A 19905-nucleotide genomic window follows, 5' to 3' on the forward strand; every position below is an offset into this window, starting at 1 on the left:
ACTTTGAATTGCGCGCCCCGGCCGGTGATCTTTCACCCTGGCTGGTGTTTTGCGCAACCAAAACGCGGAACGAGAGAGCCATGCCGAAGCGCCAAGATATCAAGTCCATCCTCATCATTGGCGCAGGACCGATCGTCATCGGCCAAGCATGTGAATTCGACTATTCCGGCACCCAGGCCTGCAAGGCGCTGAAGGAAGAGGGTTACCGGGTCATTCTGGTCAACTCCAACCCGGCCACCATCATGACCGATCCGGGCCTTGCCGACGCAACCTATGTCGAGCCGATCACCCCGGAAGTTGTTGCCAAGATCATCGCTAAGGAACGCCCGGACGCGCTGCTGCCCACCATGGGTGGCCAGACCGCGCTCAACACCGCGCTGTCCCTGAAGCGCATGGGCGTTCTCGACCGCTACAATGTGGAAATGATCGGCGCCAAGCCCGAAGCCATCGACATGGCCGAAGACCGCGCCCTCTTCCGCGAGGCCATGGCTCGCATCGGCCTCGAAACGCCGAAGTCCATGCTGGCCAACGCCACTGAAATCAAGGACGCCGACCGCAAGAAGCACGAAGCTGCCCGCGCCGAACTCAAGGCGAAGCTTTCCGGTACGGAACTGGACAAGGCGCTGGACGATCTGGAAAACCAGTGGAACCTTGGCGAGACCGACCGCAAGCAGCGTTACATGGCGCATGCGATTGCAATCGCCGCCCAGGCGATCGACCATGTCGGCCTGCCCGCCATCATCCGCCCGTCCTTCACGCTCGGCGGCACCGGCGGCGGCATTGCCTATAACCGCTCCGAATTCTTCGACATCGTCTCGGGCGGCCTCGACGCTTCGCCGACCACCGAGGTGCTGGTCGAAGAATCGGTTCTCGGCTGGAAGGAATATGAGATGGAAGTGGTCCGCGACACCGCGGACAATTGCATCATCATCTGCTCCATCGAAAACATCGATCCGATGGGCGTCCACACCGGCGATTCCATCACCGTTGCGCCAGCGCTGACGCTGACCGACAAGGAATACCAGATCATGCGCAACGCCTCGATTGCGGTGCTGCGTGAGATCGGCGTGGAAACCGGCGGCTCGAACGTGCAGTTCGCCGTCAACCCGAAAGACGGCCGCCTCGTCGTCATCGAAATGAACCCGCGCGTTTCGCGCTCGTCCGCTCTCGCCTCCAAGGCAACCGGCTTCCCGATCGCCAAGATCGCCGCCAAGCTCGCCATCGGCTATACGCTCGACGAGCTGGAAAACGATATCACCGGCGGCGCGACGCCTGCCTCGTTCGAACCGTCGATCGACTACGTCGTCACCAAGATCCCGCGTTTCGCCTTCGAGAAGTTCCCGGGCGCCTCGCCGATCCTCACAACGGCCATGAAGTCCGTCGGTGAAGTCATGGCCATCGGCCGCACCTTCGCAGAATCGCTGCAGAAGGCGCTGCGCGGCATGGAAACCGGCCTCACCGGTCTCGATGAAATCGAAATCCCCGGCTTTGAAGAGGGCGAAGGCTCCAAGAACGCCATCCGCGCCGCCATCGGCACGCCGACGCCGGATCGCCTGCGCATGGTCGCCCAGGCGCTGCGTATGGGAATGACGGAAGAAGAAGTCCACGAAAACTCGAAGATCGACCCCTGGTTCATCGCCCAGTTCAAGGCAATTGTGGACATGGAAGCCCGTGTCCGTGAGCAAGGCCTGCCGCAGGACGCAGAGAACCTGCGCATGCTCAAAGCCATGGGCTTTTCCGACGCCCGCCTAGCAATTCTGACGGGCAAGCGCCCGAAGGAAGTGGCCGAGCTGCGCAACAGCCTCAATGTTCGCCCGGTCTTCAAGCGCATCGATACCTGCGCGGCAGAATTCGCCTCGCCCACCGCCTACATGTATTCGACCTATGAAATCCCCTTCGTCGGCGCCGCCCGCTCTGAAGCGCAGGTTTCCGACCGCAAGAAGGTCGTCATCCTCGGCGGCGGTCCGAACCGTATCGGCCAGGGCATCGAGTTCGACTATTGCTGCTGCCATGCTGCCTTCGCGCTGAAGGATGCAGGCTTCGAAGCGATCATGATCAACTGCAACCCGGAAACGGTTTCGACCGACTACGACACCTCCGACCGCCTCTATTTCGAACCGCTGACGGCCGAAGACGTGATCGAGATCATGCGCGCCGAACAGGAAAAGGGCGAACTGGTCGGCGTCATCGTGCAGTTCGGCGGCCAGACGCCGCTGAAGCTGGCCGAAGCGCTGGAAAAGAACGGTATCCCGATCCTCGGCACCGCGCCTGACATGATCGACCTTGCCGAAGACCGCGACCGCTTCCAGAAGCTGCTGATGAAGCTCGACCTCGCCCAGCCGAACAACGGCATTGCCTATTCGGTTGAACAGGCGCGCCTCGTCGCTTCGGAAATCGGCTTCCCGCTGGTCGTGCGTCCTTCCTATGTTCTGGGTGGCCGAGCCATGCAGATCATCCATTCGGAAGGCCAGCTCCAGACCTATCTGCTCGACACGGTTCCGGGCCTCGTGCCAGAGGACATCAAGCAGCGTTACCCGAACGACAAGACCGGCCAGATCAACACCCTGCTCGGCAAGAACCCGCTTCTGTTCGACAGCTACCTGACCAACGCCGTCGAAGTCGACGTCGATGCACTGTGCGACGGCGAAAACGTCTTCGTGTCGGGCATCATGGAGCACATCGAAGAAGCCGGTATCCACTCGGGCGACTCGGCCTGCTCGCTGCCTTCCCGTTCGCTGAGCAAGGAAACCCTCGACGAGCTGGAACGCCAGACGACGGCGCTTGCAAAGGCGCTCAACGTCGGTGGCCTGATGAACGTTCAGTACGCGATCAAGGACGGCACGATCTACGTTCTCGAAGTCAACCCGCGTGCCTCCCGCACGGTGCCCTTCGTTGCAAAAACCATCGGTGCGCCGATCGCCAAGATCGCTGCCCGCGTCATGGCCGGCGAAAAGCTTGATGCGGCGATTGCCGCTTACGGCAAGAAACCCGATCCGCGCAACCTGAAGCACATCGCCGTCAAGGAAGCCGTTTTCCCCTTCGCCCGCTTCCCCGGCGTCGACATTCTGCTCGGACCGGAAATGCGCTCGACCGGCGAAGTCATCGGCCTCGACACCGATTTCGCACTCGCCTTCGCCAAGAGCCAGCTCGGCGCCGGCGTCGACCTGCCGCGCTCCGGCACCGTCTTCGTCTCGGTGCGCGACGACGACAAGGACCGCGTGTTGCCCGCAATCCGTATTCTGGTCGAGAGCGGCTTCAGGGTACTGGCAACCGGCGGCACCCAGCGTTTCCTTGCTGAACAGGGCATCAACGCCGAGAAGATCAACAAGGTGCAGGAAGGTCGTCCGCATATCGAAGACGCCATCCGCAACCGGCAGGTCCAGCTGGTCATCAACACCACCGACAGCAACAAGGCGATTTCCGACTCGAAGTCGCTGCGCCGCGCAACGCTGATGCAGAAGGTGCCATACTACACGACGATGGCCGGTGCCGAAGCAGCAGCCCTTGCCATCAAGGCGCTTAAGGCCGGCAATCTGGAAGTGAAGCCCTTGCAGAGCTACTTCCTGTAAAATCAGCCGCCAGCGAAGATCATGGAAACGCCGCGGGTCATGCCCGCGGCGTTTTGCATTGTCTCACAAAAAGTTCAAAAGCCTCACGCCGCCAGGGCTTCGCGCACGCAATTGCGCCCATCCGTCTTGGCGCGGTAAAGGGCGCGGTCCGCCATTTCCGCCAGGGTCTGAAGATCGCAGCGCATATCGCCGCTGGTTGCGACGCCGATGCTGATCGTCACGCCGACACGCAAACCGCCGCAATCGACTTCGGTTATCGCAATCGCATCGCGAATGCGTTCTCCGATCATGCAAGCCTTTTGAACACCGGCACCCGGCAGGAAGATGATGAACTCCTCGCCACCGTAACGCGCCAGCACGTCACCACCGCGTATGCTGCCGCCGATACGCTTCGCGACTTCCTGAAGAACGCTGTCGCCGACGGCGTGGCCGAAGCGGTCGTTGATTGATTTGAAGTGGTCGATATCGAGCAGCATCGCCGCATCGTTGGGACCCGGCACCGCCGGCATGGCCTGGAAGAAAAAACGACGGTTCTTGACGCCCGTCAAAGGATCGGTGTTGGCGAGAACCAGCAATTTGCGCTCTGACCGCTCGGCTACCAGCATCATCACGAACAGCGCAATGGCGAAGTTCAACATGATGATCAAGAAAAACGCATTGACCAGATCGATGGCGGCGTATTGGGGCAAAAGCACGCTCTTTGCCACCGACAACGAAATCAGGCCGGAAATACCCGTAATCGCGCCCAACGCGAAGCGGGACAGGAGTGGCTCCTTGCGCCACCGCGCAAAAAGCCCGCCCGCTCCCGCAAGATAGGCCACAGCCGCACAACCGTTGAACAGGGCCGCACGATAAGCGTTATTGTCAGCCACCTGCTGTGCAAGGACAATTGCCAGCAAGGCAATCAAACAGACAGCTGATACTGTCCCCCTGCTGGCAGCACGTCCATCGCTCACGATTTTCAGGCCAAGCCAGATCAGCGCATAACCCACGATACCGAAGACGATGCTGCCGAATTGCCACAAGGCCGGAGACATTATTCCCCATTCGCCGTACCCAGCGAGCGTGGAGCCGGCAGCCATGGCTGCGAAGCCTGCTGCAAGAGCTGTCGGGCCGTGCAAACCACGATTTGTGAGCTTCAGATATATAAAACTCAGCATTCCAACAATGTAAGAACACTTTTGCATCAGTATCACTGTTGCAAGATCTAGCTCGCCGAGCATCATACATCCACGCAATGAATAAATATAAATATCTGAATTATGGTATCAAGTATAAAATTTCAATAAAAATAACCAATAAACAAAAATTTAATCATATCGATGAAGATATCGATGATCATCCAATATAGCATAGCAACACACAAAACAGTCTATTAGAATAATCTTATAAAATCAATTTCATTCCTGAAATTCTGCATTTCCGCCTCCTTCTGCTGCGAGTCGGGAAGGCGAAGAAGATAGGAAGGGTGCACCGTGACAAAAAGCGTCCGCTCCTCCTGCATCGGTATCGGGCGACCCCGAACCTCGGAGACCTTTTCCTTGCCGCCTGTCAGCGCATAAAGCGCAGTTGCACCCATGGCAACGATAAGCTTCGGCCGTACCAGCTCGATTTCCTTGTTAAGCCACCAGCGGCATTGCTGCACCTCGCCCGCATCCGGTCGCTGGTGGATGCGCCGCTTGCCGCGAGCCTCGTATTTGAAGTGTTTGACGGCGTTGGTGACATAAAGCTTTTTGCGGTCAATACCGGCTTCAACCAACGTCCGGTCGAACAACTGACCAGCGGGACCGACGAAAGGTTTTCCGGCAAGATCCTCGTGATCTCCCGGCTGTTCCCCGACGATCATCACTTTCGCATCTTCAGGTCCCATGCCGAATACTGTCTGCGTTGCCTTGCAATGCAGGGCGCAGCGCGTGCATTGGCCAGCCTCCCGCGCCAATGAAGCGAGCGTACCGTCCGGCGCCGGTGGCGGCTCTTCACGCGCCGAGGCCGCGGCCTGCAGGCGGTGATGGAATGGTTGCGGCTGGCTCGCAGCCTTTGCCGCCATCTCCAGCACCCGCGCCTCGGCACCGAGAACGAGACCTGGAATAAGCTCGGCTTCCGGCAAATTTTTCCAGTATTTCTTTGGCATCTCTGCCGTCATCGCTTTTATCTTCAGACGCGCCGGATTGAATATATTGGCATAATAAGTTCGCCACAGCTCGTCCGTTTCATCCGTCAGCTCAGGCTTGGAAGCGGCCTGCCGCAATGTCTCCAGCACGTTTCCGTCCCACCGCGCGGAGCCGTTCGGTGTCGCGATCAGCCAGTCCATATCCGTGAACCGCCGCTGGAAAAACGGGGCCGTGCGCTCGACGATGAAGTGATCCGGCTCGAACCATGCGACGAAGCGCCGCCGACCGCCCTGCCCCTGCGGCAAGGATAATTCCTTGAAGCGAACAAAGGCCGTCATCTTGTGACAATCGCGGCGGACCGATTTTTCAAGCTGCCGGGCTTCGGAAACATCCGCATCGGACTTGAACTGCAACAGGGCGCGATCCCGCCTCAGCCGCCACAGCAACCGGTAAAGCAGTGCGAAACGACCCGGATCGCTATGACAGATAATCGCTTGCGCCAAAGTCACGAAGGAGGCTGGAACGGACACCTGCACGTCATCCGCACGGGCCGCCGGCAAAGGCTCTCCGGCAAAATCGAGAAGCCCGCCTTTCTCATCCCGCAACCGCCAGTCAATCGCCTCCGGCGGCACATTGGCGGCGAGAGCCGCGCGCGCCGCATCACGCCACTCGCCGAAATCGCCCCGCCCTTCCAGAACCGGGCCGTACATCACAGCAGCGATAATTGTTCGGGCTGCGGAGCAAACATCGCTCGCAAATCCGGCCGTTCGGTCAGCTTGCCCGGCGTCCAGCCGTCGGCAACGATGAAGGCCTTCACCTTTTTCAGGGAAACGCCGAAGCGGGCGATATCCTCCAGCCGCAATCGGCGAAACCGGCGTGAAGACAGGATCGAGGCGACCGTCTTGGTACCGAAGCCGGGCACGCGCAGCAATATTTCGCGATCCGCCACGTTCACGTCCACTGGAAAACGGTCGCGATTTTTCAGCGCCCAGGCAAGCTTTGGATCTATATCTAGATCGAGCATTCCGTTACCGCCGATCGCGGTTATTTCACCAATGTCGAACCCATAAAAACGATAAAGCCAGTCGGCCTGATAAAGCCTGTGTTCCCGCATCAAAGGCGGCTTGATGAGCGGCAGGTTCTTCGACGAATCCGGAATGGGGCTGAAAGCCGAATAATAGACGCGCCGCAAACCATAGCTGCCATAAAGCCGGGCGCTGGTGGACAGAATGGTGCTGTCATCAGCCCCATCCGCCCCAACGATCATCTGCGTGCTCTGTCCGGCAGGCGCAAAACGTTTGGTCTTTCGCGTCCTGACAGTCGGCTCCCCCGCCTCCTCGATCTTCAGGCGGATATCAGCCATCGAGCGGCGAATATTGGCGGGCTGCTTTTCCGGCGCAAAACGGCTGACGCCGCTATCAGTCGGCAATTCGATGTTGATCGACAGCCGGTCGGCGTAAAGCCCCGCTTCCTCAATAAGCTTTGGCGATGCTTCGGGAATGGATTTCAGATGGATGTAGCCGCGAAAGCCATGCGTGACGCGCAGTTCCCGCGCCACCCGCACCATCTCTTCCATCGTATGATCGGAAGAGCGGATAATGCCGGAAGAGAGAAACAGCCCCTCGATATAGTTGCGCCGATAGAACTCCAGCGTCAGCCACACCACCTCCTCGGCAGTAAACCGCGCCCGCTCGACATTGCTCGAAGAACGATTGATGCAATAGGCGCAATCATAGATACAGAAATTGGTGAGCAAAATCTTCAGGAGCGAAATGCAGCGCCCGTCCGGCGCATAGGCATGGCATATGCCCGACCCCTCCGTGGAGCCAAGTCCGCCGGATGCAGCAGAGCTGCGTTTCGTCGTGCCGCTGGAGGCACAGGACGCATCGTATTTGGCCGCATCGGAAAGAATGGCTAGCCGTTGCCTGATTGACTTCTTCATGGTTATGTTCACTATATGTTCTATTGAAAAATGTCAATCTCATCTGTTAAAGCCCTGAACGAATGCAAGAAAATGCCCGTCTCAAATTTGCTGGCATTTCGTTGTCGTCTTCTGATATAGTCGGCTTAGTTATGATTTTGGCATGGTTCCGGAGTTCCCCTCCGGAACCTGTTTCTTTTTGTGTCTGCAAGTAAAGCGACAGGACTGCGAAGGATAAAAAAATGGTAGAAAAAGTACCGATGACGCACGGTGGATTCATCAAGCTGCAGGAGGAGCTGCGCTTTCGCCAGCAGGAGGAGCGTCCCCGTATCATCGAGGCAATTGCGGAGGCGCGCGCCCATGGCGACCTTTCGGAAAATGCCGAATACCACGCTGCCAAGGAAGCCCAGAGCCATAACGAAGGCCGCATCACTGAACTCGAAGACTTGACCGCACGCGCGGAAGTCATCGACCTTTCCAAGATGTCCGGTTCCAAGATCAAGTTCGGCGCCACCGTCAAGCTTATCGACGAGGATAGCGACGAGGAGAGAATCTATCAGATCGTTGGCGACCAGGAAGCCGATGTGAAGGCTGGACGCATTTCCATTTCCTCGCCCATCGCCCGCGCCCTCATCGGCAAGGAAGTCGGTGACAGCATCGAAGTCAACGCACCGGGCGGCGCCAAGGGTTACGAGATTCTCGCCGTACAGTGGGGCTGATCTGCCCTTTCATGCAATGCGCCCCTCGGGCGCATTGCATTGATATCCTGAACTGAACATCCTGCCTTAGCCGCAAAGACGGAAGCCCATCTTGTCCCACGCCAGTCTGAAAGATGTGCAGGTGCTTGCGCCGAACTTCAAGCGCAGGCTCTCCGGCGTTACCTCCACCATCGTGCAGCTTATTCCGGTACAAAACCGGCTGGGTCAGAAAGTGGCCGTCATCGGCCCGGGCCTGCCGCAGCACCTGCCACATGTGCGCTTTCGTGATCTGTGGCGGCTCTGGCAAAACGGCCCGCTCAGCGGTCCGCGCATCTGGCACGCCCGCCGCAATCTCGAAATGTTGCCGGGCATTCTCATGCGTGACGTGCTGCGCATGAAGGTGAAGCTGATGTTCACCTCCGCGGCGCAAAGGCGACATTCCGCCTATACCCGCTTTCTGATTTCAAAAATGGATGCGGTCGTCGCGACAAGCGGCCGCTCAGGCTCGTTTCTGGAAGTACCACACAGCGTCGTCATGCATGGCGTCGATACCGAGCTGTTTCATCCCGCAACCGGCCCGGAGGATACGATCGCTTCGACCGGCCTGCCGGGGCAATATCTCATCGGATGTTTCGGACGGGTGCGCCACCAGAAGGGAACAGACCTTTTCGTGCGCGCCATGATCGAACTTCTGCCCGACTATCCCGAATGGACAGCCGTCATCTCCGGCCGCGTGACCGCAGAGCACAAGGCCTTCGCCGACAAGCTCGTGGCCGATGTCGCAGCAGCCGGCCTTGCGGACCGCATCGCGTTTCAGGGCGAGGTGGACGACATCAAGCCCTGGTATCGGCGGCTAACCCTCTATGTCGCACCGTCACGCAACGAGGGCTTTGGCCTGACACCACTGGAAGCCATGGCGTCCGAGACGGCTGTCGTTGCCAGCAATGCCGGCGCTTATGAGGAAATGATCGTCAAGGGCGAGACAGGCATGGTCGTTGAGGCCGGCGACTACGCGTCCCTGCGGGATGCCATTAAAACCTATCTTGCCGATCCTGCTCTCGCCAGGGACCATGCCCGTGCCGGACTTTCGCATGTGCGCACTGCATTTCCGCTGGAAAAAGAGGCGACAAGCCTCGGCAATATCTACGACGCGTTGCGGCGCGGGTAAGCGCGGGCGCAATCACTCAAAGGTCCGCCGATCAGATTTCCACCAGACCGACGCGCTTGACCTGACGGATGGTGAGCATGGTGCGCACGGTGTCGACGTTTTCGTCCGCTGTCAGAACCTCGATGACGAAATCCTGAAACTCGGTCAGGTTTCTGGCGATGCAATGCAGAAGGAAATCGCTTTCGCCGGATACCATCCAGGCCTGGCGCACCAGCGACCATCCGGCCGTCGCCGCTGCAAAGGCTTTCAGATTGCTGTCCGACTGGCGCTTGAGGCCGACCATGCAGAAGGCAACGAGATCGAAACCGAGCTTCGGCGCGTTCAACATGGCGTGATAACCCTCGATCACGTCGGCTTCTTCCAGCTTGCGGACGCGCCTGAGGCACGGCGGCGCGGAAATACCGACCCTTTCGGCCAGCTCCACGTTGGTCATGCGCCCGTCGCGCTGCAATTCGCGCAGGATTTTCAGATCGATGGCATCGAGTTCGACGCTGGTCACGGAGAGGTTCCTCGTTAAGCCGGAGAACTTCCTTGTACTACCAGGCGCAGGATTCGCAACAATATGCCGCCGGCCGGTCACAAAATTGCGCGCGCATCCACAACTGCCTTGTTGGTAACGCAAGGCTGCCCTTGAATAAAGGCACTAGACAACCTTAAATACCGGGCAACGAAGGGGTTGCGGCCTGTCCACCGTGCTGCGGCTGGAATGTTCTGCTGCCGAAAGGCCCCGCTACTTTAAAAAGGATTGTTTCCATGTCTGCCCGCCATACCAAGGTATTGATCATTGGCTCTGGTCCCGCCGGTTATACCGCGGCGATCTACGCGGCCCGCGCAATGCTGAAACCCGTGCTGATTGCCGGCATGGAACAGGGTGGCCAGCTGATGATCACCACCGACGTCGAAAACTATCCGGGCTTTGCCGATCCGATCCAGGGCCCCTGGCTGATGGACCAGATGCTGAAGCAGGCGACGCATGTGGGTGCGGAAATCGTCAGTGACCTCGTGACCGAAGTCGAAACCAACACGCGCCCCTTTGTGGTCAAGACCGATTCCGGTCAGATCTGGACCGCCGACACGCTGATCATCGCAACAGGCGCAAAGGCCAAGTGGCTCGGCATCGAGAGTGAGCAGCACTTTCAGGGCTTCGGCGTTTCCGCCTGCGCCACCTGCGACGGTTTCTTCTATCGCAACAAGGATGTGATCGTGGTCGGCGGCGGCAACTCTGCGGTGGAGGAAGCGCTCTATCTCGCCCATATCGCCAAGTCCGTAACCGTCGTGCACCGCCGCGACAGTTTCCGCTCGGAGAAAATCCTTCAGGAACGGCTCTTCGCCAAGGAAAACGTCAAGATTCTGTGGAACACGGAAATCGCCGAAATCACCGGCGCTCCCGCCAAGCCGCCAATGCCACCCTCTGTTTCGGGTGTGCGACTGCGTGACACCAAGACCGGTGTGATCAGCGATACGCCCATCGACGGCGTCTTCGTCGCCATCGGCCACGCGCCGGCCGTCGAACTGTTCAAGGGCAAGGTGAAGCTCAAGGACAATGGCTACATGTGGACCGCGCCCGATTCCACCGCTACCGACGTGGAAGGTATTTTCGCCGCCGGCGACGTTACCGACGACATATACCGTCAGGCCATCACCGCCGCCGGTATGGGCTGTATGGCCGCCCTTGAAGCAGAACGGTACCTCACCGCGCAGCAGCCGCTTGCGGTAGCAGCCGAATAACCGAAAGGCAGGATAGGCATGGCAATGCCATTGGACTGGGATAAACTGCGCATTTTTCATGCCGCAGCCGAAGCGGGGTCTTTCACCCACGCTGCCGACAAGCTGCATTTGTCCCAGTCGGCCATCAGCCGCCAGGTCAGCGCGCTGGAACAGGATGTTGGCGTGAAGCTGTTTCACCGCCACGCCAGAGGTCTTATCCTCACCGAGCAGGGCGAACTGCTGTATCGCACCGCCCATGACGTGTTGTTAAAGCTCGAAACCGTCAAGATGCAACTGACCGAAACGACGGAGAAGCCGAGCGGTAAGCTGCGCGTGACGACGACGGTTGGTCTCGGCCAGGGCTGGCTCACGGACAAGGTGCAGGAATTCCTGCAGCTCTATCCGGAAATGTCGATCCAGCTGATCCTCGACAATGAGGAACTGGATGTGAACATGCGCCACGCCGATTGCGCCATCCGCCTGCGCCAGCCGCAACAGTCCGACCTTATCCAGCGCAAGCTGTTCACGGTGCACATGCACGTCTATGCGGCGCCGTCCTACATCAACCGCCACGGCGAGCCGCAGTCGATCGAGGATCTGGACAACCACCGCATCATCTCCTTCGGCGAACCGGCACCAAACTATCTGCTTGATGTCAACTGGCTGGAAAATGCGGGACGCTCGTCGGACAACACCCGCATTCCGCATCTTCAGATCAACAGCCAGACCTCGATCAAGCGCGCCTGCCTGCTGGGAATAGGTATCGCCTGTTTGCCGGATTACATCGTCGGGCGCGATCCGGGATTGATTCAGTTGTCACTTGCCGCCGATATCCCCTCGTTCGACACCTACTTCTGTTACCCGGACGAGATGAAAAACGCTGCAAAACTGAAAGCCTTCCGCGACTTCGTCGTTGCTAAGGCACGGAACTGGAACTTCTGACGTTTAAATAGGCCAGCGCCACAAAATATCATACTAATTCATGGGGTTGGCCTTCCCAAGATGGCGGCGCGCCAGCCGCGCCGCACTTCAGCTTTGCACATAAATTATACCGGAAATATCTAGACCTGCATCGCACGCATGCCTGACCTGCACAAAAAAGAGTTGTTTCGTGCACAAAAAAGCACCATATCGCTCTCAGTTGATGCACACGGTGGCTTTTCCTCCCAGTTCCACCGCATCAGCTGTTCCCCTCTGGAGGTTTTTGACCTTCACACTTAAAGGGCCCTGGATTTATCCGGCGGCCCTCTTTTTTTACCCGCAAGAATTTTCTCCAATTTGGCGAAATATCGCATGATGCAACCTTGTTTTGCATTCTTGCCACTCCCATATTTCAATCAGCTGTCACGCCTGCCTATGCACGCGACAGCTGTTCCCCTCTGGAGGTTTTAACCTTCAAACTCATTGGCCGCGGAGAAATCCGGCGGCCATTTTTTTGCGCGCCGTTCTCGGCCCGGGTGACTACCTCACAGAGACGTGAATTGTATATCGGAAAATATCGATATAAATATCGAACATGTCAGATATTAGAGAAACGCAGATGAACCCGGAGGAAATCCTCAAAGCCCTTTCACACCCCGCAAGGCTGAAGTTCCTCGAGTGGCTGAAGAGCCCTGAAAGTCACTTCTGTCAGGACCATCCGCTCAGCATGGGCGTATGCGCCAATCAGTTCCAGATCAGCGGCCTGTCGCAATCGACGGTCTCCTCACATCTGGCGGTTTTGCAGGCAGCTGGCCTGATAAGGTCAAAGAAAGTTGGGCAATGGGTGTTTTTCGAACGCAACGAGGAAACCATCGACGCCTTCCGCAATTATCTGCAAGCCAATCTTTGAGCCTCCCAAGCTTATAAGACCGGGGCGTCGGACCGGAAACTGCAAGGCGGTTTTCTCTCCTATGCCCATACATTAGGAAAGCGCGCCAGCCGCGCAATTTCGCCAACCGACCAGAAAGTGAAGTCGCATGACAAGTCTTTTCGAACCGGCACAGGCCGGCGATATCGCTCTCGCCAACCGTATCGTCATGGCTCCCCTCACCCGCAACCGCTCGCCGGGGGCAATTCCCAATAATCTCAACGCCACCTATTACGAGCAGCGCGCAACAGCCGGGCTGATCGTGACCGAAGGCACGCCGATTTCCCAGCAAGGCCAGGGTTACGCGGATGTTCCGGGCCTCTACAAGAAGGAAGCGGTTGAGGGCTGGAAAAAGATCACGGATGGCGTGCATGTCGCCGGCGGCAAGATCGTCGCGCAGATTTGGCACGTGGGACGCATTTCCCACACCTCGCTCCAGCCGCATGGCGGACAGCCGGTCGCCCCTTCCGCGATTATCGCCAAGTCCAAGACCTATATCATCAATGATGACGGCACCGGCGCGTTTGCGGAAACCTCCGAGCCCCGCGCACTGACCATCGACGATATCGGTCTTATCCTTGAAGATTACCGGACCGGCGCGCGCGCCGCACTTGAGGCCGGTTTCGACGGTGTCGAAATCCATGCCGCCAACGGTTATCTGATCGAGCAGTTCCTGAAATCCAGCACCAACCAGCGCACCGACGAATATGGCGGCTCGATCGAAAACCGCGCCCGCTTCCTTCTCGAAGTCGTCGATGCGGTTGCGGAAGAGATTGGCGCAGGCCGCACCGGCATTCGCCTGTCACCCGTCACACCCGCCAACGACATTTTCGAGGCCGACCCGCAGCCACTCTATAATTACGTTGCGGAAGAACTCGGCAAACGCAATCTGGCCTTCATCCATGTTGTTGAAGGTGCGACCGGTGGTCCGCGCGACTTCAAGCAGGGCGACAAGCCCTTCGATTACGCAGCCTTCAAGGCCGCCTATCGCAATGCGGGCGGCAAGGGCCTGTGGATCGCCAACAATGGCTACGACCGTGAGAGCGCCATCGAGGCGGTGGAAAGCGGCAGGGTTGATGCCGTGGCCTTCGGCAAGGCCTTCATCGCCAACCCGGATCTGGTGCGCCGTCTCAAGGACAACGCGCCGCTGAACGAGCCGAACCAGCCGACCTTCTATGGTGGCGGGGCTGAAGGCTATACCGACTACCCGGCTCTTGGCTGATCAGTGCTAAACTTGAAACGCCGCACCGCTCCACAGCGGTGCGGCGTTTTGCCGTTTCAGGACAGGCCTCGCGCCTGCCGCGCAGCAAAGTCTGAAAATGCGCCCATTACGAAGGCGTTGGCCACATGCAGCGCCTGCAGAAAGCCACTGCCCGTTTCCCGACCGATGCTCATCAACGCCACCTGAAGGCAGTAGAGAGCGAGGAGCACGAGCGCGCGCCCAAGGTTTGGCCGGAGGTCATCATGACGAAGGGCGAGCACGACTAGAGATACAATGGGAACGGCGATCAGCATGCCAAGCCCTTTGTGAACCACAAGCAGCGATCCGTCATAATAGATCGACAGCCCGGCCAGCAGCACCTGCGCGAAAATCAACACCGGCACGCCTGCCGAAATCACGGCGAACATACGGCGCCGCCGGGAAAATCCATTAGCCACTGTGACCATCACACCCTACCCCCGGCATCGGTCGCATGATGAAGGCCCGCCGGTTGCTGCACCTCGGCGAGACACCCAAGGCTCGCCAATGTTGCCGATACCGCCGCATCGATCGGCGTTCGCGGTTCCGCCCCGAGGAATTCGACAAGCTTGCGGTTGCTCATCCGGATCGGCATCTGCCAGAGATATTTCATTTCCATGACTTCGCGGAACAGGGGAACGAACGGTGCAGCCAGCCCGACGGCTAACCAGGAAAGCCGCCGCATCTTGACCGGATGGCCGACGGCCCGCTCGATTGCCCCAACCAGTTGCAGCCCGTCGAAATCCCAGACACCCTCCATGTGGTAGACGGCAAACGTCTGAAGCTCGTCCGAGCGATCGAGCAGCCGCCCGATTATCTCCGCAACATCCGGCAGATAGGCCCATTGATGCCCGGCATTCGGTACTGCTGGATTCTGAACACTGCGAACCGGCTTGCCCGGTCGCACCAGCATCTGCGAAAACCAGTTGTTCTTCGCGTCAGGACCAAAGAAATCACCGGTGCGGACGATCAGGACCGGCACGCCGCGCATCGACGCCATTTTCAAACGCCGCTCCATTTCAACGCGCAAGCCGCCCTTGCGGGTGAAAGGCTTTTGCGGACTGTCCTCCGTCAGAAGCGGAAAGGCATCCGGGCCAAAATTATAGATGCTGCCTGGAAACACGATCCTTGCCCCGCAGGCCTCGGCAGCGGCTATGGTATTTTCGAGCATCGGCAGCACTTGGCTGTTCCAGTTGCGATATCCCGGAGGATTGACTGCATGGACGATGAGCCCGGCGCCTTTTGCCGCCTTCACCACATCCTCCCGGTTCATGGCATCGCCAGTCACGCGCTCGACGCCATCGACGGCATCAACTGGTGCCGATCGGCGAGTCATCGCCCGCACCCGCCAGCCGCGCTGCAATAACATCTTTGAGACATGGCTGCCGACGCCACCATTCGCCCCAACAATCAGCGCCAGAGGCCGGTTATTCTCTGCTGTATTTGCGTGGATTTCATATATCATTGCCATTACTCCTTCTTCTGGGCTGGAGTATCGGGCTATCAGGCGATATACGAAATTGTCCAAATGAGTGGAGCCGCTATACAAAATCTTATAATCAGAAGCCGCGATGTCAGCTGGGATTTTTACCGCACCTTCCTCAGCGTGCTGCGCGACGGCTCGCTTTCCGCCGCCGCCCGCGAACTCGGCATTACCCAACCGACAGCTGGGCGCCATATCGGAGCGCTGGAAGAGGCCATCGGCTTTCCGCTGTTCATCCGCTCGCCGCACGGGCTGATGCCGACGGAAGCGGCGCTGGCGCTCCGGCCCTATGCGGAAAATCTGGCGGCGACGGCCGCAGCCCTTATGCGGGCGGCCTCCGGCGAGGTCGGCAAGATCGAAGGAACCGTTCGTATCAGCGCATCGGATATCATCGGCGTTGAAATGCTGCCGCCGATCATCGCTGCCATGCAGGAGATTCATCCCCGGCTTGAAATAGAACTTTCACTCTCCGACACGTTGGAAGACCTTTTGCGGCGCGAGGCTGATATCGCCATCCGCATGACCGAACCGCAGCAGGATGCCATCGTCATGCGCTATATCGGCAATTTCCGTCTGGGATTTCATGCCACACGCGACTATCTGGCAAGAGCCGGCACCCCGAAAAACATGGAAGAACTGAACAACCACCGTATGATCGGTTTCGACCGCAAGACGCCTTTCATCAGGGCGGCGATCCAGCGCATGCGCTCGCTCGATCCGGAAATACCCGATATCGAAGAAATTTCCTTCGAAATTCGCGCCGACAGCAACCTCGCCCAGCTTGCCATGATCCGCGCCAGCGCAGGCATCGGCGTCTGTCAGATCGGCCTGGCGCGCAAGGATCCGCGGCTTGTCCAGGTCCTTCCGAAAACCGACATCCCGCTGCACGCATGGGTCGCGATGCATGAAAATCTCAAGACCTCGCCGCGATGCCGTGCCGTGTTCAGCGCCCTTGTCGACGGCCTGAAGGCCCACCTGAAGGAAACCGATCCGGGCGCCCCGCCGCAACGACGCTAGCGCCATTACAGCATCGATGACGCGCGGCCTTGCGCCCGCAAATCCGCAAGACATACCGGCGAAGCATGGAGCGTGATGCTGTTCTCACCGGAAATGCTGACGCACTCCATCAAAACGGTCTGGCCGGCGGTGAAATCTTGTCGACCACTTCCGCCTCCGGCCGGTCGCCGCCCTGGCTATATTCCTCATGCCACTGGCCGCGTTCGTCCTGATAGCTGATTTCCTCATCATCGCCGCCCACCTGCTGTTCGGCAGCAACGATGCGCGCGGCCTCGACCGCATCGGCATAGGTAGGAAATGTTTCGGAATAAGCGCCGTTCATGCGGTAGGCGAAGCCACCGTCATGTTCCACGACTTCATATACCACTTTTGTCATGCATGTTCCTCCTGTTTCAGTAGGCGACATCGCAACCACAACCGCGCTTCAAGCATTGCACCCAACGGGGGACAACACGGCATGAGCAGCATGTCCTTGACCGTACTACTATCCTACCAAAAGCACTCAAGCGCAAATCCTGCTTGATCTTAACGACGATACGTCACAGCCTCACACTCTCAGGGGAAGGGAAATCGATGGCGGGTTCTATTTTAAAGCAGGAGCGCATGTTGCTGCTGGCAATACCGGTGGCAGCCGTCGCCTGTATGGCCGAACATGCGATATTCGAGGCCGGCAAAACGGCGTCGCTGATTGCCGCGATCGCCCTGATCGGGATGATCGTTCTGGTGTCGATGCGGGTTGCCCACCACGCCGAAATCCTCGCCGCCAAGGTCGGCGACCCCTATGGCACGATGATACTGACGCTGTCTGCCGTGGCGGTGGAAGTGTTGATCCTTGCCATCATCATGAGCGAATCCAACTCGCCGACGCTCGTGCGTGACACGATCTATTCCGCCGTGATGATCGACATCAACGGCATTCTGGGACTGGCCGCCCTGCTGGGAGGCCTTCGCCACGGCGAGCAGCCTTACAATGACGATTCCGGCAAGACCTACGGCGTCATGATCCTGACTGCCATGGGCATCTCGATGATCGTGCCGGAATTCATCCCAAAGGAAAGCTGGCACGTCTATTCCGCCTTCACCATCGTTGCAATGATCGCGCTTTATGCGCTGTTCCTGAAAATGCAGGTTGGTCCGCACAGCTATTTCTTCAGCTACGCCTATCCCCGCAAGGCTCATCCCAGCGGTCATCCATCCGGCGATCACACGGAGGACGAGGATGAGGGCAGCGTGTCCCTCTCCATCGGTCTCATCATCGCGGGCGTCGTGCTGATCGGCGTGCTGGCGGAATTCATGGCGGCCTTCCTAAGCCAGAGCCTCGAGGGCGCAAGCGCGCCACCGGCACTGATGGCAGTCGTGGTCGCGACGATCTCCGCATCACCGGAAATCCTGACCGCGCTCAGGTCCGCATTGCGCAACCGCATGCAGGCCGTGGTCAATATCGCCATGGGCGCATCGCTTTCGACGGTCATCCTCACCGTCCCTGTGATGGAGGGCATCGCACTCTACACCGGTCAGCCGTTCATCATGGCGATGACGCCGGTCCAGACGGTCATGGTCTTCATCACCCTCATCGCCGCCGCCATCAACCTCAATGACGGTGAAACCAACGCGATCGAGGGAATGACGCATTTCATCCTCTTCGCCACCTTCATCATGCTGCTGTTTCTCGGGCTTTAGCCGCAACAAAAAAAGCCCGGCATCGCTGCCGGGCTTCTTCGTTCAAGATCGCAAACCGATCAGCGGCAATCGGCGCAGAAGCGCTGGATGCGCTTGCAGGCCTCTTCCAGCAGTGCTTCCGACGTGGCGTAGGAAATGCGGAAGTTCGGGCCGAGGCCGAACGCCGATCCCTGCACGACGGCAACACCTTCGGCTTCCAGAAGCTCGGAGACGAAATCCACATCCGATTCGATGACCTTGCCGGACGGCGCGGTCTTGCCGATCATGCCGGCGCAGGACGGATAGACGTAGAATGCGCCTTCCGGAGCCGGGCAATTGATGCCTTTCGCCTGGTTGAGCATGGAGACGACGAGATCACGGCGGCCTTCAAAAATCTTCTTGTTGGCCGGAATGAAATCCTGCGTGCCGTTCAGCGCTTCGACAGCCGCCCACTGAGCAATCGAGCTGGCGCCCGAGGTCTGCTGGCCCTGGATCATATCCATGGCCTTGATGAGCGGAAGCGGGCCGGCTGCATAGCCGATACGCCAGCCGGTCATGGCGTAGGCCTTGGAGACGCCGTTCATCGTAAGCGTGCGGTCATAGAGCGAAGGCTCCACCTCAACCGGCGTGACGAATTTGAAGTCGCCATAGGTCAGGTGTTCGTACATGTCATCAGTCAGCACCCAGACGTGCGGATGCTTGACCAGCACGTCCGTCAATGCCTTCAGCTCGTCATGCGAATAGGCAGCGCCCGAAGGGTTGGACGGCGAGTTGAAAACGAACCACTTGGTCTTCGGCGTGATCGCCTTTTCCAGCGCTTCCGGCTTCAGCTTGAAATTGTCTTCGAGCGTCGTGTCGACGAAGACAGGCGTACCGCCGCAGATCGCCACCATTTCCGGATAGCTGACCCAGTAAGGTGCAGGAATGACGACTTCGTCACCCGGGTTGAGGGTGGCCATGAAGGCGTTGAAAAGGATCTGCTTGCCACCGGTGCCGACGATGGTCTGCTCCGGCTTGTAGTCCAGACCGTTTTCGCGCTTGAACTTGTCGGCGATCGCCTTGCGCAGTTCAGGAATACCTGAAACGGGCGTGTATTTCGTTTCGCCGCGCTTGATGGCGTCAATGGCGGCTTCCTTGATGTTTTCGGGCGTATCGAAATCCGGCTCGCCGGCGCCAAGGCTGATCACATCGCGGCCCTTCGCTTTAAGCTCACGGGCTTTCTGGGTAACAGCGATGGTGGCGGATGGCTTTACGCGGGAGAGAATGTCGGCAAGGAAGGCCATTTTTAATCGGTCCTGTTGTGGTTGACATCGGCAGAGGCGGAAAATCCTGTCTTCTGCGGCATTTTCTATGTCGAAAGACAGGCGCTCTTTCAAGGTCAAAAGCAGCATATGTGACACGGGGAAGAATTTAAACCTTCCTTAACCCGGAAGTAACGCTTGATGCGCTATATTCTCCGGCTAGAGGTCGTGTCTCTGTAGCT

At 58.6% G+C, this 19905-nt stretch carries 17 protein-coding genes; 9 read left to right on the forward strand and 8 right to left on the reverse strand.

The window, feature by feature from the left end:
- Positions 1-80 precede the first annotated feature (80 nt).
- Positions 81-3569 (forward strand): carbamoyl-phosphate synthase large subunit, encoded by a 3489-nt coding sequence (carB, locus tag ACQZ6D_RS05945; protein WP_065702531.1) that lies wholly within the window; start codon positions 81-83, stop codon positions 3567-3569.
- An 83-nt stretch (positions 3570-3652) separates the two neighbouring features.
- Here the strand turns inward: carB and ACQZ6D_RS05950 are convergent, their stop codons facing one another.
- The 3 genes from ACQZ6D_RS05950 to ACQZ6D_RS05960 all read right to left on the reverse strand — a co-directional run bounded on the left by ACQZ6D_RS05950 (position 3653) and on the right by ACQZ6D_RS05960 (position 7622).
- Positions 3653-4792 (reverse strand): GGDEF domain-containing protein, encoded by a 1140-nt coding sequence (locus ACQZ6D_RS05950; RefSeq protein ID WP_065702530.1) that lies wholly within the window; start codon positions 4790-4792, stop codon positions 3653-3655.
- A 152-nt stretch (positions 4793-4944) separates the two neighbouring features.
- Positions 4945-6390, reverse strand: a complete 1446-nt coding sequence (locus ACQZ6D_RS05955; RefSeq protein ID WP_448729732.1) for a UdgX family uracil-DNA binding protein — start codon at positions 6388-6390, stop codon at positions 4945-4947.
- On the reverse strand, positions 6390-7622 hold the full coding sequence (locus ACQZ6D_RS05960) for a putative DNA modification/repair radical SAM protein (RefSeq protein WP_065702322.1): 1233 nt from the start codon (positions 7620-7622) through the stop codon (positions 6390-6392). Before ACQZ6D_RS05960 ends, ACQZ6D_RS05955 begins: the two co-directional genes overlap by 1 nt.
- 221 nt (positions 7623-7843) lie before the next feature.
- On the opposite strand from ACQZ6D_RS05960, the gene greA reads away from it, so the two are divergent.
- Together greA and ACQZ6D_RS05970 are read left to right on the forward strand one after the other, a co-directional pair.
- Positions 7844-8320 (forward strand): transcription elongation factor GreA, encoded by a 477-nt coding sequence (gene greA, locus ACQZ6D_RS05965; RefSeq protein WP_003513396.1) that lies wholly within the window; start codon positions 7844-7846, stop codon positions 8318-8320.
- A gap of 91 nt (positions 8321-8411) precedes the next feature.
- Positions 8412-9467 carry a glycosyltransferase family 4 protein gene (locus ACQZ6D_RS05970; protein ID WP_448729733.1) on the forward strand — a complete coding sequence of 352 codons (1056 nt, stop codon included), beginning with the start codon at positions 8412-8414 and terminating at the stop codon, positions 9465-9467.
- Positions 9468-9498: 31 nt separating this feature from the next.
- On the opposite strand, the gene ACQZ6D_RS05975 is transcribed toward ACQZ6D_RS05970, so the two are convergent.
- Entirely contained in the window at positions 9499-9966 is a 468-nt protein-coding gene (locus ACQZ6D_RS05975; RefSeq protein ID WP_003513401.1) for an Lrp/AsnC family transcriptional regulator, read from the reverse strand.
- A 254-nt stretch (positions 9967-10220) separates the two neighbouring features.
- Here ACQZ6D_RS05975 and trxB point away from each other — a divergent pair, with 254 nt between their 5' ends.
- The 4 genes from trxB to ACQZ6D_RS05995 all read left to right on the forward strand — a co-directional run bounded on the left by trxB (position 10221) and on the right by ACQZ6D_RS05995 (position 14245).
- Positions 10221-11195 carry a thioredoxin-disulfide reductase gene (gene trxB / locus ACQZ6D_RS05980; protein ID WP_448729734.1) on the forward strand — a complete coding sequence of 325 codons (975 nt, stop codon included), beginning with the start codon at positions 10221-10223 and terminating at the stop codon, positions 11193-11195.
- Positions 11196-11219: 24 nt separating this feature from the next.
- On the forward strand, positions 11220-12116 hold the full coding sequence (locus tag ACQZ6D_RS05985; RefSeq protein ID WP_003513405.1) for a LysR family transcriptional regulator VtlR: 897 nt from the start codon (positions 11220-11222) through the stop codon (positions 12114-12116).
- A gap of 598 nt (positions 12117-12714) precedes the next feature.
- Positions 12715-13005 (forward strand): ArsR/SmtB family transcription factor, encoded by a 291-nt coding sequence (locus ACQZ6D_RS05990; protein ID WP_003513408.1) that lies wholly within the window; start codon positions 12715-12717, stop codon positions 13003-13005.
- A 127-nt stretch (positions 13006-13132) separates the two neighbouring features.
- A complete protein-coding gene (locus ACQZ6D_RS05995; RefSeq protein WP_065702320.1) occupies positions 13133-14245 on the forward strand; it encodes an alkene reductase in 1113 nt (370 codons plus the stop codon).
- Between the two features lie 56 nt (positions 14246-14301).
- Here ACQZ6D_RS05995 and ACQZ6D_RS06000 read toward each other — a convergent pair whose 3' ends face one another.
- Entirely contained in the window at positions 14302-14691 is a 390-nt protein-coding gene (locus ACQZ6D_RS06000; protein ID WP_025594112.1) for a DUF6220 domain-containing protein, read from the reverse strand.
- Positions 14691-15728 (reverse strand): NAD-dependent epimerase/dehydratase family protein, encoded by a 1038-nt coding sequence (locus ACQZ6D_RS06005; RefSeq protein WP_065702319.1) that lies wholly within the window; start codon positions 15726-15728, stop codon positions 14691-14693. Before ACQZ6D_RS06005 ends, ACQZ6D_RS06000 begins: the two co-directional genes overlap by 1 nt.
- A gap of 63 nt (positions 15729-15791) precedes the next feature.
- Here ACQZ6D_RS06005 and ACQZ6D_RS06010 point away from each other — a divergent pair, with 63 nt between their 5' ends.
- A complete protein-coding gene (locus ACQZ6D_RS06010; RefSeq protein WP_003513416.1) occupies positions 15792-16763 on the forward strand; it encodes a LysR family transcriptional regulator in 972 nt (323 codons plus the stop codon).
- Between the two features lie 109 nt (positions 16764-16872).
- Here the strand turns inward: ACQZ6D_RS06010 and ACQZ6D_RS06015 are convergent, their stop codons facing one another.
- Complete coding sequence (locus ACQZ6D_RS06015; protein ID WP_003513427.1) at positions 16873-17139, reverse strand: DUF2188 domain-containing protein; 267 nt, start codon at positions 17137-17139, stop codon at positions 16873-16875.
- 197 nt (positions 17140-17336) lie between these two features.
- Between ACQZ6D_RS06015 and ACQZ6D_RS06020 the strand changes: the two genes are divergently transcribed.
- Positions 17337-18443, forward strand: coding sequence for a calcium:cation antiporter (locus tag ACQZ6D_RS06020; RefSeq protein WP_065702318.1), 1107 nt, complete (start codon positions 17337-17339; stop codon positions 18441-18443).
- A 59-nt stretch (positions 18444-18502) separates the two neighbouring features.
- Here the strand turns inward: ACQZ6D_RS06020 and ACQZ6D_RS06025 are convergent, their stop codons facing one another.
- Entirely contained in the window at positions 18503-19705 is a 1203-nt protein-coding gene (locus ACQZ6D_RS06025; protein WP_003513431.1) for a pyridoxal phosphate-dependent aminotransferase, read from the reverse strand.
- Positions 19706-19905: the final 200 nt, after the last annotated feature.

Source organism: Agrobacterium sp. 22-3639C2, assembly GCF_053522105.1.